This window comes from Ruegeria pomeroyi DSS-3, assembly GCF_000011965.2.
Lineage (GTDB): Bacteria > Pseudomonadota > Alphaproteobacteria > Rhodobacterales > Rhodobacteraceae > Ruegeria_B > Ruegeria_B pomeroyi.
In genome coordinates, this window is the sequence record NC_003911.12 from 1,062,446 (window position 1) to 1,078,505 (window position 16,060).

Here is a 16,060-nt window from a genome sequence, read left to right on the forward strand (position 1 = left end):
TGGGGAGGATGAACCATGGTTTCCATCGCGGGCTGGGGGCATACCAAGTTCGGCAAGCTGACAGACATGTCGGTCGAGGACATGATCACCGCCGCCGGGCGCGATGCATTGGCTGATGCCGGGCTGGGCGCCGAGGCGGTCGATGGTATCTGGGTCGGGCATTTCAACGCCGGGCTGGTTGGCGATGGGTTCCCCGCGTCGCTGGCGATGAGCATCGACCCCGCCCTGCGCTTCAAACCCGCGACCCGGCTGGAAAACGCCTGTGCCTCGGGTTCGGCGGCGGTGTTTGCCGCGCGTCAGGCGATCCTGTCGGGCGAGGCGCGGGTGGCGCTGGTGATCGGGGTGGAAAAGATGACGCATCTGCCCACCGCCGAAGTGGCCGCCGCCCTGGGCCATGCGGCGTATCAAAAGGAAGAGGCGGGCCTGTCCTTTCCGGGTGTCTTTGCGCAGTTTGCGCAGGCCTATTTCGAGCGTTACGGCGATCACAGCCGGGCGCTGGCCCGGATTGCCGCCAAGAACCACGGCAATTCGGTCAACAACCCGCTGGCGCAGTTGCAGAAACCGTTGGACGAGGCGTTCTGTGCCGAGGTGTCCGATCGCAACCCGATCATCGCCGCGCCGCTGAAAAAGACCGACTGTTCGCTGGTCTCGGACGGGGCGGCGGCGCTGGTGCTGGTGGCCGACGACATGCTGGGTGACGTGACCAAGGCCGCGCGGCTGCGTGGCGTGGCGCAAGTGAACGATATTATGCCGATGTCGCAGCGCGATCTGCTGGCCTTCGAGGGGCCGCGCCGGGCCATCCACCGGGCCTATGACCGGGCCGGGGTTACCGTCAGCGATATCGACGTGGCCGAGGTGCATGACTGTTTCACCATTGCCGAGCTGTTGATCTACGAGGCGATGGGGCTGGCGGCCCATGGCCATGCCGCCGATCTGCTGGAGGGCGGTGTCGTCCATGAAGGCGGGCGCCTGCCGGTGAACCTGTCCGGCGGGCTCAAGGCCAAGGGGCATCCGGTCGGCGCCACAGGTGTATCCATGCATGCGCTCATCGCGCGCCAGGTGCTGGGACAGGCGGATGCGATGCAGCATCCGGGCGCCGAACTGGGGCTGGTCTTCAACATGGGGGGATCGGGGGTTGCCAATTACGCCTCGATCCTGGAACCGGTCAAGGCATGAACATCGGCCTCTGGCTGGCGCGGCAGGCGCAGGCGGGTGGCGAGCGCCCGGCGCTGTTTCTCGGGCGCGATCTGGTGGCCGATTATGCGGCGTTTCACGACCGCGCCGCGCGGGTGGCGGGATGGCTCGGCAGTCAGGGCGTGGCGCCGGGCGACCGGGTTGCGCTGTTCATGGGCAACAGCCCCGATTACCTGATCCTGCAATACGGCATCTGGTATGCCGGGGCTGCCGCAGTGCCGATCAATGCCAAGCTGCACGGGCGCGAGGCGGCGTTCATCCTTGCCGACTCCGAAACCACGATCACCTTTGCTGCACCCGATCTCGCCGCGGCGCTGCACGCGGCGCAGGCGCCGGGCCGCATTGTCGAGACGGGTACGGCCGGGCTGGCCGCGATCCTTGCCGCCGATCCGGTCGCGGCACCGGCGCAATGCGATCCGGGTGATCTGGCCTGGCTCTTTTACACCTCGGGCACCACGGGCAGGCCCAAGGGGGTGATGATCACCCACCGGATGCTGATGGCGGTCTCACTGGCTTATCCGGTGGATGTGGATCCGGTCACACCCGAGGATACGGTGCTTTATGCCGCCCCGATGAGCCATGGCGCCGGGCTGTACAACATGGTGCATGTGCTGCGCGGGGCGCGCCATGTCTGCCCGGCCTCGGGCGGGTTCGAGCCGGGTGAGATCTTCGGTCTGGCGCGCCATTTCACCCGGGTCCAGATGTTTGCCGCGCCCACCATGGTCAAGCGGATGACCGACCAGGCCCGCGCTAGCGGAGAAACCGGCGAGGGGCTGCGCACCGTCGTCTATGCGGGCGGGCCGATGTATCTGGCAGACATCGTCGAGGCGGTCGAGCACTTCGGGCCGATCTTCGTGCAGATCTATGGTCAGGGTGAATGTCCGATGGGCATCACCGCCCTGTCGCGCCATGACGTGACCGACCGCAGCCATCCGCGCTGGCAGGAGCGGCTGGCCAGTGTCGGGCGCGCGCAATCCCCGGTTGAGTTGCGCATCGGCGATGGGGATGGTGCGCCGCTGCCGCCGGGCCAGACCGGCGAGGTGATGGTGCGCGGGGACGTGGTGATGCCGGGATATTGGCGCAACCCGCAGGCAAGCGCCAGGGCCTTGCGCGACGGATGGCTGATGACCGGCGATATGGGGTTTCTGGATGCGGAGGGTTATCTGACGCTTCAGGACCGCTCCAAGGATCTGATCATCTCGGGCGGCTCCAATATCTATCCCCGCGAGGTCGAAGAGGTGTTGCTGACCCATCCGCTGGTGCGCGAGGCCTCGGTGGTGGGCCGCCCGCATCCCGACTGGGGCGAGGAGGTGGTGGCCTTTGTGGTGGGCGAGGCCACGGCGGCAGAGCTTGACGCGCTCTGCACCCGCAACATCGCGCGGTTCAAGCGGCCCAAACATTATCGCTGGCTGCCGGAGCTGCCCAAGAACAATTACGGCAAGGTTCTCAAGACCGAACTGCGCCGGATTCTGGAGGGTGAGGGATGACCGATCTGAGTGGAAAGACGGCGCTGGTGACCGGCTCGGTCCAGGGGATCGGGCTGGCGATTGCCAAGGTGCTGGCGGGGGGCGGTGCCCGCATCGCGGTGCACGGGCTGGCGGATGCGGGTGAGGCCGAGGCGGCCTGTGCCGCGATGCGCGCGGCGGGCGCGTCCGAGGCGCGGTTCTTTGCCGGCGACCTGCGCGACCCTGGCCAGATCGCCATGCTGATGCGCGAGGTGGCCCATTGGGGTGGCGCCGATATCCTGGTCAACAATGCCGGTATCCAGCGCACCGCGCCGCTGTCCCAGATGGCGGGCGAGAACTGGGAGACGATCCTGTCTATCAACCTCAGCGCCGCCTTCTACACCATGCAGGCGGCCATGCCCGCCATGGCCGAGCGCGGCTATGGTCGGGTGATCAATATCGCCTCGGTGCACGGGTTGGTGGGCTCAGTCGAGAAGGCGCCCTATGTGGCGGCCAAGCACGGGCTGATCGGGCTCAGCAAGGTGGCGGCACTTGAATATGCAGCGCTTGGTGATCGGGGCCGGGGCGGCGTGACCGTGAATTGCATCTGTCCGGGTTGGACCGAAACCGCCATTCTCGAGCCGCAGATCGCAGCGCGGATGGCGGCACTGGGGGTCGACAGGGTGGCGGCGATGGCCGATCTGATGGCCGAGAAACAGCCCTCGCGCCGGGCCTCGGACCCGGCAGAGATCGGGGCGCTGGCGCTGTGGCTTTGCGCCCCTACCGCCCATAACGTGACCGGGGCTGCGATCCCGGTGGATGGCGGCTGGACCGCGCAATAGGTCAGAGCGCGCTGAACCAGTCGGGCAGGCGGGTGCGGAGGCGCGGCGTGTCGCGGCGTGCGCGCACCACGCCGGGGCCGGGTTCGCGCACCGGTTCGGTCGAGATATCGGCATAGGCGCGCGGTTCGGCCTCCTCCCAAGGCAGTTCAGGCAGCGCCTCGAATTGTTTGAAGAAGCGGCGGCTGTCGGTGCCGGGGTTCAGCCAGGCCTGACCGGGATTGCCCAGACCCGGCTGTTCGGCCACCTCGCGCCGGTGGTCGGCCGAGCGCGCCAGCGCGGCGCTGTTGGCGTATTTCAGATGCACAAGATAGGCGCCGCGCGGCATGACGAAGGGAAACCCCTCGACCCGCGCCGGGCGCAGCTGCACCCCGTGCGACTTGAGGCCGATCCTGTTGCGCACGGCCCAGGCCTTGGAATAGTTGCCGGTGAAGACCGCGCTCTGGCGATGGTTCAGGACCGGTTCATCTCCTTGCAGCGTGGCGTCCTCGGCCCGTTCGCCCAGATTCAGTCCCAGCGCAAAGACGGCGCTGCGGCGCTGGCGGGCGAAGAAATCGGCAAAACTGTCGAAACGCGCGGGGTCGAGGCAGATCAGCTCATCCGCGTCGGTGCGGATCACCCAATCATAGATCTGGTTCAACCCGTTCTGAAAGGCGTTGAGCATGTCGCCCCGGCGGGTGTCGAAGCGGCTGAGATCCGCGCGCGGGATGGTCAGGATGCTGGCGCCGGGGCAGATGCGGGCAATCTCGGGGTCGGCGCCATGAGCCACCACATAGAGATGTTCGGCCCCCAGCTGGCGCGCGAAATGGCGGTACCATTGGCCAAGCGCCCAGTGATCGCGGTAAACCATGGTGATCGCACAGATTTTCATGCGCTCATTTAGGCAGGGCCGGGCCTGTCGGACAAGAGCCGGAAATTGGAAATTTCCGGCCAGGAAAAGATCTTTTCCTGGCCGTTTTCCGTGCCGGAAAACGGTCGCGCGCAAAAAAGAACCGGCCCTTCAGGGCCGGTCTCAAGGTATCGGCAGGGGCTGATTGCCCTGCGCGACGGGGAGTGTGATGTCAGATCGCCAGATATTCGGCGCGCAATTCGGCATTGCCCAGCACCTCGGCGGCGCTGCCGTCGAAAACGATGGTGCCGGTGTCCAGGATCACCGCGCGGTCGGCCAGTTCAAGCGCCCGCACCGCGTTCTGTTCGACGATGATCGTGGTCATGCCCTGTTCCTTGATGTGGATAAGGGTCTTTTCGATCTCGTCCACGATGACCGGCGCCAGCCCCTCATAGGGTTCGTCCAGCAGCAATACCTTGATGTCGCGGGCCAGCGCGCGGGCGATGGCCAGCATCTGCTGTTCGCCGCCCGAAAGCGTGACACCCTCCTGCTTGCGCCGCTCACCCAGGCGCGGGAACAGGTCATACAGCCGCTCCAGCGACCAGCCGACCGGCGGCGCGATCTGGGCCAGTTGCAGGTTCTCCTCGACCGTCAGGCCGGGGATGATGCGGCGATCCTCGGGCACCAGGCCCAGCCCGGCCTGCGCGGCCTCGTAGCTGGCCATGTTGTGCAGCGGCTGATGGTCCAGCCAGATCTCGCCATGGGTCACCAGCGGCGAGCCGGTGCGCGCGATCGAGCGCAGGGTCGAGGTCTTGCCCGCCCCGTTGCGCCCCAGCAGGGCGAGTATCTCGCCCTCGTGCACGTTGAAGTTCACGCCCTGCACGATGTAGCTCTCGCCGTAATAGGCGTGCATGTCCCAGACCGACAGAAAGGCGGGCGCCGTGGTGGCCTGGTTGGCGTTCTTGGAGAAATCGGGTTTTACGTTCATCGTTTATCCTTTCTCACTCATCTTATCCAAAAACCGGTTCCCACTTTTCGGGATGAGTGACGCACTCCCTTACGCACTTTCGCCCAGATAGGCTTCGCGCACCTTCGGATGACCCTTGATGTTTTCCGGCGTGTCCTCGACCAGGGGCGTGCCCTGGGCCAGAACGGTGATCCGCTCGGCCAGGCTGAACACCACATGCATGTCATGTTCGATGATCGCGATGGTGATGTCGCGTTCCTCTTTGATCTGCTTGAGCAGGTCGATGGTGTTGTTGGTATCGGCCCGCGCCATGCCCGCGGTGGGCTCGTCCAAAAGCAGCAGGCGGGGCTGCTGGCTCAGGCACATGCCGATTTCCAGCCGCCGCTTGTCACCGCGCGACATCGAGGCCGCGTGCATGTGGCGCTTGTCGGCCATCCGCATCTCTTCCAGCATGTGCATGGCCTGTTCCACGACATCCTTCTGACTGCCGACCGAGGGCAGGGCGTTCAGTTCGAACGCCCCGTCGCGGCGGGCGAAACAGGGGATCATCATGTTTTCCAGCACCGTCAGATCGCCAAAGATCTCGGGCGTCTGGAACACGCGGCTGATGCCCATCTGATTGATCTCGTAAGGCGCGCGGCCCAGCACCGACTGACCGTCGAACATGACGCTGCCACTGTCCGGGATCAGCTTGCCGACCAGGCAGTTGAGCAGGGTGGACTTGCCCGCGCCATTTGGCCCGATGATCGCGTGAACGGTGTTTTCGGCCACGCTCAGGTTGACATCGGACAGCGCCTGAAGGCCACCGAACCGCTTGCCCACGTTCTTGACTTCGAGAATTCCCATGATCCCGGCTCCTTATTCCGCAGGCTCGTGCTTGGTCTTGGCCTCACTGGTCCGCTTGCCCCGGTTGCGCAGCCAGTTGCCCAGCCTCTGGCCGCCTTCCACAAGGCCACCGGGCAGGAAGATCACCACCAGCATGAACAGGATGCCCAGCGTCAGGTGCCAGCCCTTGCCGATGAACGGGTGCACGATAAAGACCATGAAGTCCTCGATCCCGTCGGGCAGGAAGCTGAACCACTGGTGCAGGATGGTATCGTTGATCTTCGAGAAGATATTCTCGAAATACTTGATGAAACCCGCGCCCAGAACCGGCCCGATCAGGGTACCTGCACCGCCCAGGATGGTCATCAGCACCACCTCACCGCTTGCGGTCCACTGCATCCGCTCGGCGCCGGCCAGCGGGTCCATCGCCGCCATCAGGCCACCGGCCAGGCCGGCATACATGCCCGAGATCACAAAGGCCGCCAGCGTATAGGGACGCGGATTGAGACCGGTATAGTTCATGCGCTGCTGGTTCGACTTCACCGCCCGCAGCATCATGCCGAATGGCGAGCGGAAGATGCGGATGGCCAGGTAGAACATGACCATCATGATCACCGCGCACAGATAGTAGCCCGCGTTGAAGTCAAAGCTCCAGGCGCCGAGGTCGAGCTTGTAGGTCGAGCGCATCGACAGGCCGAACAGATGCGGCATGTCGGGCAGGCCGTCACGGTGGAAGATCTGCGGATCATCGGCATAGACCTGAAGCCCGGTTTCCCCGTTGGTCAGATTGAACTTGGGGTTCGACAGCACCGAATAGGCCAGCGCAAAGCTCATCTGCGCAAAGGCCAGCGTCAGGATCGAGAAGTAGATGCCCGAGCGGCGCAGGCTGACATAGCCGATCAGAAGCGCGAATAGCGCGGCCACGACAACGCTCAATGCGATGGCCGGGATCACGTTGTAGCTGAGCAGCTTGAACATCCACACGGCCGAATAGGAGCCGACGCCAAGGAAGGCCGCGTGACCGAAGCTGAGATAGCCGGTCAGGCCGAACAGGATGTTGAAGCCGATGGCGAAGATGCCGAAGATCACGAACCGCTGCATCAGGTCGGGATAGCCTGCGTTGAACTGCGCCATGGCGCTTCCGGTCGGGAAGGGGTTCAGGATGAACGGCGCCAGCAGGGTGAGGATCGCCACGATGATCAGAAGCGAGGTGTCTTTCTTGTCCAGTCCCAGCATGGGTTAGTCCTCCATCACGCCCTTGCGGCCCAACAGGCCCCGAGGACGGGTCAGCAGAATGATGATTGCGACCAGATAGATGATGATCTGGTTGATGCCCGGGATGGTGGTGGTGGCCCAGGTGGTCGAGGCAAAACTTTCCAGCACACCCAGCAGGAACCCGGCCGCGACCGCGCCCGGCAGGCTGCCCATGCCGCCGACCACGACGACGACGAAGCTGAGCACCAGGAAATCCATCCCCATGTGATAGTTGGGCGGGTTGAGCGGCCCGTACATGACACCCGCCAGACCGGCGACACCGGCGGCGATGCCGAACATGATGGTAAACCGCTTGTCGATGTTGATGCCCAACAGGCCCACGGTCTCGCGATCGGCCATGCCCGCGCGCACCACCATGCCGAAGGTGGTGAATTGCAGGAAGGCGAAGACACCGCCGATGATCACCGCCGCAAAGGCGAAATAGACCAGGCGCCAGATCGGATAGATGATCGCGTTCGGATCAAAGCCCAGCATCAGCCCGATGTCGAGCGAGCCCTTGAGCGCCGAGGGTTCCGGCGTCTGGATCGGGTTGGCGCCGAAGAAATACTTGATGATCTCCTGCAACACGATGGCCAGGCCAAAGGTCACCAGGATCTGGTCGGCATGGGGACGCTTGTAGAAATGCTTGATCAGCCCGCGTTCCATCGCATAGCCGATGAACAGCATGATCGGGATGGCGAAAATCACCGCCAGCGGCACCGACCAGTCGATGATCGCGGCGCCGGTCTCGGGCCCGAACCAGGAATGAACATAGGGGGTATCGACTTTCAGCGGATTGCCGAGGAAATCCTTCTGTGTTTCGTCGATGGTCTGAAAGCTCAGGTTGAGAATGCGTTGCAGCATGACGGCGCAGAACGCCCCGATCATGAACAGCGCGCCATGGGCGAAGTTGACGACGCCCAGTGTCCCGAAGATCAGCGTCAGACCCAGCGCGATCAGCGCATAGGCAGAGCCCTTGTCGAGCCCGTTTAGAATTTGCAGCAGGATTGCGTCCATCGTCCCCACCCTTGGCTGGTACTGATTGCTCTTCCCGATGCGCGATCGGGAAGAGCAAGGTCACGACATTTCAAGACTTGTCGTCGAAAGATCCGGTTGCCTGATCAGGCGCCCGGGTTGCACTGGCCCAGCGTGGCCTCGTCGCCACCGAACATCGGGTGGTTCGGCGGATACATGACCTGCGCGACCGGGGTGACCTCGACGATTTCCAGCGTGTCATAGGCGTTGGTCGGGTTCTGCGCACCGCGCACGACCAGAACGTCCTTGAAGCACTGGTGGTCATCGGCGCGATAGAGCGTCTTGCCGTTGCCCAGACCGTCGAATTCGAAGCCTTCCAGCGCTTCGACCACACCGCAGGGGTTGAAGGTTCCTGCCCGTTCGCAGGCATCGGCATAAAGCAGAACCTGCGCATAGCAGGTCTGGGCCGAGTTCGACGGCGGTTTGCCGTATTTCTCGCCGAACGACTTGACGAAGGCGCGCGAGCCCTCGTTGTCGAGCTGCCAGTTGTAGTTCATCGAGCCCAGCACGCCCTTGATGTTGTCGCCGGCACCGGCGGCCATCAGTTCCGAATAGAGCGGCACGACGATCTTGAAGTCCTTGCCGTTGGCGACCTTGTCCAGCAGGCCGAACTGGATGGCGTTGGTCAGCGAGTTGACCATGTTGCCGCCATAGTGGTTCAGAACCAGCACGTCGGCGCCCGAGTTCAGGACCGGCGCGATGTAGGACGAGAAATCGGTCGAGGCGAGCGGGGTCTTGACCGTGTTCACGGTTTCCCAGCCCAGCGCCTCGGTCGAGGCCACGATCGACTCTTCCTGGGTCCAGCCCCAGTTGTAGTCGGCGGTCAGGTGATAGGCGCGCCGATCCGAGCCCATCTCCTTGGCCAGCACCGGCGCCAGCGCGGCACCCGACATGTAGGCGTTGAAGAAATGACGGAAGCCATTGGCCTTGCGGTCCTTGCCGGTGGTGTCGTTGGCATGGGTCAGGCCGGCCATGAAGATCACGCCCGCATCCTGGCACAGGCCCTGCACGGCAACAGCCACGCCCGAGGACGAGCCGCCGTTGATCATGATGGCGCCGTCCTTTTCGATCATCGACTTGGCCGATGCGCGGGCGGCGTCCGACTTGGTCTGGGTGTCGCCGGTCACGAACTGGACCTTCTTGCCCAGGATGCCGTTCCCCTTGAGCGCCTTCGAGGTGAATGTGTTCAGGCAGCCGCCGTCGCCCATCCCGTTCAGATGCTCGACCGCCAGCTGCTGCGCCAGCAATTCGTCATTGCCTTCATCCGCATAGGGGCCGGTCTGGGGCACGTTGAAACCCAGGGTGACGGTGCCACCGGTGGGTTCGTTGGTATAGGCGGCGGCCGAAGAGGCGGTGAAGATCGTCGGCAGGGCCACACCGGCCCCGGCAACCGCACCGGTTTTGAGCACGCCCCGGCGCGTGACTTGGTTCTTTGACATGTTTTCCTCCCAAAAGATTGCGTGCGCGGCGGCTCCTCATCCGCTTGGCGCAGGCACATATGTGCAAAAGAAGTATGATAGGGGGTTGGAAAATTTAGCAATAAACCCTTTAAATGGAAGGGAAATATTGTAAATCAATCAACACGAGGGGCCGTGGATGTGTAAAGAAAATTACGTTGCGCCGCAGAAACCCATTGATTTCTCTTCACATTCGGGGAATGGGATATCATGGCGCGCGACACACTGACCGGAAGCCGAATCCGCGAGCGTCGGCTGATGATCGGACTCAGGCAGGCCGATCTCGCTCGCGAGGTGGATATCTCTGCCTCCTATCTCAACCTGATCGAGCATAATCGCCGCAGAATCGGCGGCAAGTTGTTGGTCGATATCGCCGCAGCCCTGTCTGTCGAGCCCTCGATGCTGACCGAGGGGGCCGAGGCGGCGCTGCTGGCGACCCTGCGCGAGGCCGCCGCCGATGCCAGCCCGACCGGCGCCGAGGCCGACCGGATCGACGAGTTCGCGGGCCGCTTTCCCGGCTGGGCCGAGCTGCTGGCGCGGCTCTTTCGCCGGGTCGGGTCGCTGGAGCGCACGGTCGAGACCCTGTCGGACCGGCTGACACATGACCCGCATCTGGCCGCCTCGCTGCACGAGGTGCTCTCGACCGCCGCGGCGATCCGCTCGACCGCTGCGATCCTGGCCGAGCCGGGCGAGCTGGAAGCGGAATGGCGCGACCGGTTTCACCGCAACCTGCACCAGGATGCCGAACGGCTGGCGGAAAGTTCGAAATCGCTGGTGGGCTGGCTTGACGACAGCCAGGCGATCGAAGACCGCACCGGCGTGCCGGTCGAACAGGTCGAGGCCTTTGTCGCCGGGCATGGCAACCATTTTCCCGAGCTCGAGGCGGGTGGCGATATCGAGTCGGTGCCGCTCGACGATCTGGCCTCGGGCGCCGCGCGCGAGATCGCGCGTGTGATACTCGGCGATTACGCCGCCGATGCCCGCGCCATGCCGTTGCCCGAGATGGAGGCGGCGCTGGACGCGCTGGGCCTTGACCCGGTGGCGCTGGCGCGGCGCTTCGACGTCGGGCTGCCCGCGATGTTCCGGCGTCTGGCCAGCCTGCCCGAGGGGGTGTTGCCCTATGAGGTCGGGCTGGTGATCTGCGACGCGTCGGGCAGTATCCTGTTCCGCAAACCGATCACCGGGTTCGCCTTGCCCCGGCATGGAGAGTCCTGCCCGCTCTGGCCGCTCTATACCGCGCTGGGACGGCCGCTGACGCCGATCCGCCGGCGGGTGTCGCAACTGGGGCGCAACGCGGTCGAGTTCGATTGTCTTGCCGTGGCCTGGCCCGAGGAGATGCTCGATTTCGACAGCGATCCGGTGATCCGGTCGGTGATGCTGATCCTGCCGGTGCCCGCAACCGAGCGCGGAAGACAGCCGGCCCAGCCGGTTGGTGCGTCGTGCCGGGTCTGTCCGCGCGGCGACTGCCCCGCCCGGCGTGAACCGTCGATCCTGTCCGAAGGGTTTTGACAGGCCCGCGACAGCGTGTCTAATCTATATTTGAGAATACGAGCGGGCAGCAGCCCGCCGTTTTTGGGGGGAGGAAGAGGCAAGGATGAGCCGACGAGTTCTGCTGATCGAAGACGAGCCGAACATCGCCGAAGCGATCCGCTTTCTGCTGTCGCGCGATGGCTGGCAGGTGGAAACGCATGCGGATGGGGCGGATGCAGTCGACATAATCACCACGGCCCTGCCCGATCTGGTGATCCTCGACGTGATGCTGCCCGGCAAGAGTGGCATGGATATCCTGCGCGAGTTGCGCGAGCAGGCCGCAACACAGGATCTGCCGGTGCTTATGCTGACCGCGCGGGGCCAGTCGCGTGATCGCGACATGGCGGAAAAGGCCGGTGTCAGCCGGTTCATGACCAAACCGTTCTCGAATACCGAGGTGCTGACGGCGGTGCGCGATCTGCACGCGCAGGCATCGCGACCATGAAAGGCCCGGCGGGCGAGGAGGCCGGGCGCGGCCCGCTCCAGCCGCCGCCGGTGTTTCTGGAACGGCAAAGCTATCGCCGCCGCCGCCTGATGGATGCCGCGCGGTTGTTGCCGCTGATGGGGGCGGCGCTGTTTGCGGTGCCGTTGTTATGGCCCACCGACGAGGCGGGCACGGTGCGGATGTCGGCGGCCATCACCTATGTGTTCGGTGTCTGGGCCGTCCTAATCGCGGTCAGCGCCCTGTTCGGCCGCGCCACACGTCAGGGCGGTGACCGCCAGATCGCGCAGGAGCCGGAGCGGTGACCTCGCTCAACGTTCTGGTCGCGGTCTGCATGGCCTATGTGATCCTGCTGTTCGGGGTCGCCTTTGCCGCTGACCGGTTGTCCTCGACCGGGCGCACCACCTGGCTGCGCTCGCCGCTGGTTTATACGCTGTCGCTGTCGATCTATTGCACCGCCTGGACCTTTTACGGCGCGGTGGGTTATGCGGCGCGTTCGGGATTGGAGTTTGTCACCATCTATCTGGGGCCGACCCTGGTGATGATCGGCTGGTGGTGGGGCCTGCGCAAGCTGGTGCGGGTAGGCCGCTCGCAGCGGGTCACCTCGATCGCCGACCTGATCTCGTCGCGCTATGGCAAGTCGAACACGCTGGCGGTCTGCGTCACCCTGCTGGCGGTGATCGGCGTCACCCCCTATATCGCGCTGCAACTCCAGTCGATTACCCTCAGCTTCGACATCTTTGCCGAGGCCGATCCGGTCAGCCGCCCGGGCGAGGGGTCAAGCGCCTTCTGGGTCGCCTGCGGGCTGGCGGTGTTTGCGATCCTGTTCGGCACCCGCAACCTGGACGCCAACGAGCGCCACCACGGCGTGGTCACCGCCGTCGCCATCGAGGCGGTGGTCAAGCTGGTAGCGTTGCTGGCGGTTGGGGTCTTTGTGGTCTGGGGTATCGCGGGCGGTCTGGGTGACACGCTGGCGCGCATCGACGCCTCGGAAATCGGAGTCTGGCAGGTCGACCACGGGCGCTGGGCGACCATCACCTTTCTGGCGGCGGCGGCCTTTGTCTGCCTGCCGCGCATGTTCCAGGTGATGGTGGTCGAGAATGACGACGAACGCCACCTGCGCACCGCTGCCTGGGCCTTTCCACTTTATCTGATGCTGATGAGCCTGTTCGTGGTGCCCATCGCCGTGGTCGGGCTGGAGCTTATGCCCGAGGGGGCCAATCCCGACCTGTTCGTGCTGACCATCCCGCTGGCCGAAGGCCAGGAGACGCTGGCGATGCTGTCCTTTCTGGGCGGGTTTTCCTCGGCGACCTCGATGGTGATCGTGGCGGCCATGGCGCTGTCGACCATGGTGTCGAACCATATCGTGATGCCGATCTGGCTGAACGCACAGGGCAGCGGCGCCTCGGTTTCGGGCGATGTGCGCTCGGTCGTGCTCTATGCCCGGCGGGTGTCGATCGCCGTGATCCTGGCGCTGGGCTATTTCTATTACCGCCTCTCGGGCGGCGGCGCGGCGCTGGCCTCGATCGGGTTGATCGCCTTTGCCGGGATCGCGCAGATCCTGCCGGCGCTGGTGGGTGGCCTGTTCTGGCGCGGTGCCACCCGGACCGGCGCGCTGGTGGGATTGACGGTGGGGTTTGTCCTTTGGCTCTATACCCTGTTGCTGCCCGGAATGGGCGCGGGGGTGATCGCGCCCCAAGTGATGGAGCATGGTCTTTTCGGCCTGTCCTGGCTGCGCCCGCAGGCGCTGTTCGGCATCGCCGGGATGGACCCGATGGTGCATTCGGTCATGTGGTCGCTGTCGCTGAACACCGCCGCTTTCTGCATCGCCTCGCTGCTCAGCTTTCCCAGCCCGCTGGAGCGCTTGCAGGGCGCGCAATTCGTCAATGTGTTCGATCATTCCGCCGGGCCGCGCGGCTGGACCGGCTCGGTCGCGCAGAGCGAGGATCTGATGATCATGTCGCAGCGCATCATGGGCGCGCGCGAGGCGCAGGAATTTTTTCAGTCCGAGGCAATGGCGCAGGGCAGCCGCGCCTATCTGCCCGAGCCGACGCCTGCCTTTCTGGAGCGGCTGGAGCGGGAGCTGAGCGGCTCGGTCGGGGCGGCCACGGCCCATGCGATGATTGGCCAGATCGTCGGCGGCTCTTCGGTCTCGGTCGAGGACCTGCTGGCGGTGGCCGACGAATCGGCGCAGCTGCTGGAATATTCCAGCCGGCTCGAGGCGAAATCGGCCGAGCTGAGCCGCACTGCCCGCAAGCTGCGCGAGGCGAACGAGAAGCTGACCCAGATCTCGCTGCAAAAGGACGCGTTCCTCAGCCAGATCAGCCACGAATTGCGCACGCCGATGACCTCGATCCGGGCGTTCTCCGAGATCCTGCGCGATACCGACGGGCTCGCGCCGGTGGACAAGACCCGCTATGCGGCCATCATCCATGACGAGGCGTTGAGGCTGACCCGGCTGCTGGACGATCTGCTGGATCTGAGCGTGCTGGAAAACGGCCAGGTGACGCTGAACATGGGGCAGGGAAGGTTGGTGGATGTCCTCGACCGAGCCATGGCGACCGCGTTGACCGGGACCGACCGGCCGTTGCGGGTGCGGCGCCATCGCGGTGCCGAACGGATCGTGCTGCGCACCGATCTGGACCGGCTGTCGCAGGTGTTCATCAACCTGATCACAAATGCCCAGAAATACTGCGATGCCGCCGACCCCGAACTGAGCGTGACCGTGCATGATGTGGGCGGCCGGATCGTGGTCGATCTGATCGACAATGGCAGCGGCATCCCCAGGGATGCGCGCAAGATGGTATTCGAGAAGTTTGCCCGCGTCGGCGCCGAAAAGGCTGGCGGCGCCGGGCTGGGCCTGGCGATCTGCCGCGAGATCATGCAGCGCCTGGGCGGCGATATCAGCTATCTCTCGGGGCAGGAGGGCGGCGCGTTCCGCGTCAGCCTGCCGGTCGGCATGGAAATTGCCGCGCAATAGATCTTCGTAAAGAGCTTGGTAACGCTTGGCGCGCTACACCTGTCTGGTGACTGAGGCGGAGCGGCAGGCGAAACGCATGTGATGGCGACGGACGCGGAAAACAAGACGGTTCTGGAACGGAAACTGGCCCTGGCCCGGGACGAGCGGCAGGGCGATACCCGCTCGATCCTGCGGGCGCTGCGTCTGGCGCTGGCCCGCGCCGCGGATGAGGCGGTGGGGCTGGCGATGTCGGTGATCGGGGCGACCCAGGCCCGGCGGGAACTGGATGAGCTGGGCCGGGCGGTGGCCGAGGACCGGCTTTATCTGATGCTGTCGGGGCCAGAGGGGGCACTGGGCGCGGCCTGTATGGACCGGGCCTGTGTGACCGCTATCCTGCAACAGCAGACCATGGGTCAGGTGGTGGCGGGCGGCTTTGTCGAGCGGGCCTTTACCGGCACCGATGCGGCCATGGTGGCGCCGCTGATCGACGCGCTGCTGCCGCGCGCGCGCGACATGGTGGACCAACCCCTCGATCGCGTCTGCCTGACCGGGTATGAATTTTGCGCGCGTGCCGAAAGCCGCAGGGCGCTGTTGCTGCTGCTGGAATACGACCGCTACCGGGTGTTCGACCTGACCGCCGAGATTGCCGGGGGCAAGGCGCAGGGCCAGATCACCCTGATTCTGCCCGACCGGCCCGAGGCGGCGCTGGAGGGCGCCGAGGGCGCTGCTGCGCCGCAGGGGCTGCATCTGGATGCGGCATTCGGCGTGGTGCGCGCCGATCTGGATGCGGTGATCTCGCGCATCCGTCTGCCGCTTGCCGCCTTTGCCGGAATGCAGCCGGGCGATCTGCTGCCTTTGGTGGGACTCAAGCTGGACAGGACAGAGATCGTGACCATCGAGGGGCGCCAGGTGGCGCTGGCCCGGCTGGGCCAGTGTCGCGGCATGCGGGCGGTGCGTCTGAACGAGAAGCTGCCCGATCCCGAGCGGATAGAGCAGGGGCCGGACGGGTTCCTGGCGCACAAACCCGGCGAGGGACAGAGACCCGAAACTCCGCCCGATCCGGATGTGATCGACCACGAGGCACGACCGCCCGCGCGCCCGCGCCACCGGGCCGAGGATTACGAGGATGTGGATACCGAGGCCGAGGGCGATCTGGACGCGCTGTCGGAATATGATCTGCCCGCGCTGAGCACCGATCAGGTCGCCACGGAAATCGCCGAACTGGCCGGATTGCCGCGCGAGGAGGAAACGGCCGAATCAAACTGATCCGGCCGCAGGCGTGCG

14 protein-coding genes are annotated in these 16,060 nt (G+C 65.1%); 8 read left to right on the forward strand and 6 right to left on the reverse strand.

Annotated elements, in window-relative coordinates; genetic code table 11:
• Positions 1-15: 15 nt before the first annotated feature.
• The 3 genes from SPO_RS05100 to SPO_RS05110 are packed head-to-tail and all read left to right on the forward strand — an operon-like array spanning position 16 to position 3,481.
• A complete protein-coding gene (locus SPO_RS05100) occupies positions 16-1,176 on the forward strand; it encodes an acetyl-CoA acetyltransferase (RefSeq protein ID WP_011046761.1) in 1,161 nt (386 codons plus the stop codon).
• Positions 1,173-2,681: a class I adenylate-forming enzyme family protein gene (locus SPO_RS05105; protein WP_011046762.1), complete on the forward strand. Its 1,509-nt coding sequence runs from the start codon at positions 1,173-1,175 to the stop codon at positions 2,679-2,681. Before SPO_RS05100 ends, SPO_RS05105 begins: the two co-directional genes overlap by 4 nt.
• Entirely contained in the window at positions 2,678-3,481 is an 804-nt protein-coding gene (locus SPO_RS05110; protein ID WP_011046763.1) for a 3-hydroxybutyrate dehydrogenase, read from the forward strand. Before SPO_RS05105 ends, SPO_RS05110 begins: the two co-directional genes overlap by 4 nt.
• 1 nt (position 3,482) lies before the next feature.
• On the opposite strand, the gene SPO_RS05115 is transcribed toward SPO_RS05110, so the two are convergent.
• The 6 genes from SPO_RS05115 to SPO_RS05140 form a co-directional block, all read right to left on the reverse strand.
• Positions 3,483-4,349 carry a glycosyltransferase family 2 protein gene (locus SPO_RS05115; protein ID WP_044027954.1) on the reverse strand — a complete coding sequence of 289 codons (867 nt, stop codon included), beginning with the start codon at positions 4,347-4,349 and terminating at the stop codon, positions 3,483-3,485.
• A gap of 190 nt (positions 4,350-4,539) precedes the next feature.
• Positions 4,540-5,295 (reverse strand): ABC transporter ATP-binding protein, encoded by a 756-nt coding sequence (locus SPO_RS05120; RefSeq protein ID WP_011046765.1) that lies wholly within the window; start codon positions 5,293-5,295, stop codon positions 4,540-4,542.
• Between the two features lie 69 nt (positions 5,296-5,364).
• Positions 5,365-6,120, reverse strand: a complete 756-nt coding sequence (locus SPO_RS05125) for an ABC transporter ATP-binding protein (RefSeq protein WP_011046766.1) — start codon at positions 6,118-6,120, stop codon at positions 5,365-5,367.
• A 12-nt stretch (positions 6,121-6,132) separates the two neighbouring features.
• Entirely contained in the window at positions 6,133-7,335 is a 1,203-nt protein-coding gene (locus tag SPO_RS05130; protein WP_011046767.1) for a branched-chain amino acid ABC transporter permease, read from the reverse strand.
• A gap of 3 nt (positions 7,336-7,338) precedes the next feature.
• Positions 7,339-8,370 (reverse strand): branched-chain amino acid ABC transporter permease, encoded by a 1,032-nt coding sequence (locus tag SPO_RS05135; protein ID WP_044027955.1) that lies wholly within the window; start codon positions 8,368-8,370, stop codon positions 7,339-7,341.
• Positions 8,371-8,474: 104 nt separating this feature from the next.
• Complete coding sequence (locus SPO_RS05140; protein WP_011046769.1) at positions 8,475-9,827, reverse strand: substrate-binding protein; 1,353 nt, start codon at positions 9,825-9,827, stop codon at positions 8,475-8,477.
• Positions 9,828-10,055: 228 nt separating this feature from the next.
• Here SPO_RS05140 and SPO_RS05145 point away from each other — a divergent pair, with 228 nt between their 5' ends.
• From SPO_RS05145 to SPO_RS05165, 5 genes are all read left to right on the forward strand, one after another.
• Positions 10,056-11,354 (forward strand): helix-turn-helix transcriptional regulator, encoded by a 1,299-nt coding sequence (locus SPO_RS05145; protein ID WP_011046770.1) that lies wholly within the window; start codon positions 10,056-10,058, stop codon positions 11,352-11,354.
• A gap of 85 nt (positions 11,355-11,439) precedes the next feature.
• Complete coding sequence (locus SPO_RS05150; protein ID WP_011046771.1) at positions 11,440-11,820, forward strand: response regulator transcription factor; 381 nt, start codon at positions 11,440-11,442, stop codon at positions 11,818-11,820.
• Entirely contained in the window at positions 11,817-12,122 is a 306-nt protein-coding gene (locus SPO_RS05155; RefSeq protein WP_011046772.1) for a hypothetical protein, read from the forward strand. The genes SPO_RS05150 and SPO_RS05155 overlap by 4 nt, the downstream gene beginning before the upstream one ends.
• Entirely contained in the window at positions 12,119-14,797 is a 2,679-nt protein-coding gene (locus SPO_RS05160; RefSeq protein ID WP_011046773.1) for a sensor histidine kinase, read from the forward strand. Before SPO_RS05155 ends, SPO_RS05160 begins: the two co-directional genes overlap by 4 nt.
• An 81-nt stretch (positions 14,798-14,878) precedes the next feature.
• Positions 14,879-16,042, forward strand: a complete 1,164-nt coding sequence (locus tag SPO_RS05165; RefSeq protein WP_044027956.1) for a FliM/FliN family flagellar motor C-terminal domain-containing protein — start codon at positions 14,879-14,881, stop codon at positions 16,040-16,042.
• Positions 16,043-16,060 lie beyond the last annotated feature (18 nt).

What these genes read in the sequence shown, in the direction of transcription:
- SPO_RS05100 (WP_011046761.1), top strand. Translation starts at nt 16, where the DNA reads ATGGTTTCCATCGCGGGCTGGGGGCATACCAAGTTCGGCAAGCTGACA.
- SPO_RS05105 (WP_011046762.1), top strand. Translation starts at nt 1,173, where the DNA reads ATGAACATCGGCCTCTGGCTGGCGCGGCAGGCGCAGGCGGGTGGCGAG.
- SPO_RS05110 (WP_011046763.1), top strand. Translation starts at nt 2,678, where the DNA reads ATGACCGATCTGAGTGGAAAGACGGCGCTGGTGACCGGCTCGGTCCAG.
- SPO_RS05115 (WP_044027954.1), bottom strand. Translation starts at nt 4,349, where the DNA reads ATGAAAATCTGTGCGATCACCATGGTTTACCGCGATCACTGGGCGCTT.
- SPO_RS05120 (WP_011046765.1), bottom strand. Translation starts at nt 5,295, where the DNA reads ATGAACGTAAAACCCGATTTCTCCAAGAACGCCAACCAGGCCACCACG.
- SPO_RS05125 (WP_011046766.1), bottom strand. Translation starts at nt 6,120, where the DNA reads ATGGGAATTCTCGAAGTCAAGAACGTGGGCAAGCGGTTCGGTGGCCTT.
- SPO_RS05130 (WP_011046767.1), bottom strand. Translation starts at nt 7,335, where the DNA reads ATGCTGGGACTGGACAAGAAAGACACCTCGCTTCTGATCATCGTGGCG.
- SPO_RS05135 (WP_044027955.1), bottom strand. Translation starts at nt 8,370, where the DNA reads ATGGACGCAATCCTGCTGCAAATTCTAAACGGGCTCGACAAGGGCTCT.
- SPO_RS05140 (WP_011046769.1), bottom strand. Translation starts at nt 9,827, where the DNA reads ATGTCAAAGAACCAAGTCACGCGCCGGGGCGTGCTCAAAACCGGTGCG.
- SPO_RS05145 (WP_011046770.1), top strand. Translation starts at nt 10,056, where the DNA reads ATGGCGCGCGACACACTGACCGGAAGCCGAATCCGCGAGCGTCGGCTG.
- SPO_RS05150 (WP_011046771.1), top strand. Translation starts at nt 11,440, where the DNA reads ATGAGCCGACGAGTTCTGCTGATCGAAGACGAGCCGAACATCGCCGAA.
- SPO_RS05155 (WP_011046772.1), top strand. Translation starts at nt 11,817, where the DNA reads ATGAAAGGCCCGGCGGGCGAGGAGGCCGGGCGCGGCCCGCTCCAGCCG.
- SPO_RS05165 (WP_044027956.1), top strand. Translation starts at nt 14,879, where the DNA reads ATGGCGACGGACGCGGAAAACAAGACGGTTCTGGAACGGAAACTGGCC.